General features: G+C 39.7%; 1 protein-coding gene. It reads left to right on the top strand.

What is annotated here, in order from left to right:
• Positions 1-45: 45 nt before the first annotated feature.
• On the top strand, positions 46-252 hold a 207-nt coding region (locus tag AAEY62_RS23595; RefSeq protein ID WP_350636890.1), incomplete at its 3' end, for a winged helix-turn-helix domain-containing protein.

Here is a 252-nt window from a genome sequence, read left to right as displayed (position 1 = left end):
AAACCGTTTAGCGCGAATGAGTTACTCGCCAGAATTCGGGTGTTATTGCGCACCCAAAGTCAGCCGAGTGTGGCGTTTACCTGTGGGAATATAAAAATAGATCCACAAAAGCACATAGTAACCACCTCGGGGAATGAGATAAAACTGACTAAAAAAGAGTACGCAATATTATTATTGCTGTTTCAAAATAAAGATAAAGTACTCACTCATAATGCAATTTTAAGCCATATTTGGGGAGCGCAGTACATAGAC

Origin of the sequence: Pseudoalteromonas sp. GW168-MNA-CIBAN-0100 (genome assembly GCF_040309225.1) — a bacterium.
In the GTDB taxonomy this organism is placed as follows: domain Bacteria; phylum Pseudomonadota; class Gammaproteobacteria; order Enterobacterales; family Alteromonadaceae; genus Pseudoalteromonas; species Pseudoalteromonas arctica.
This window is presented reverse-complemented; position numbering and strand designations above follow the sequence as displayed.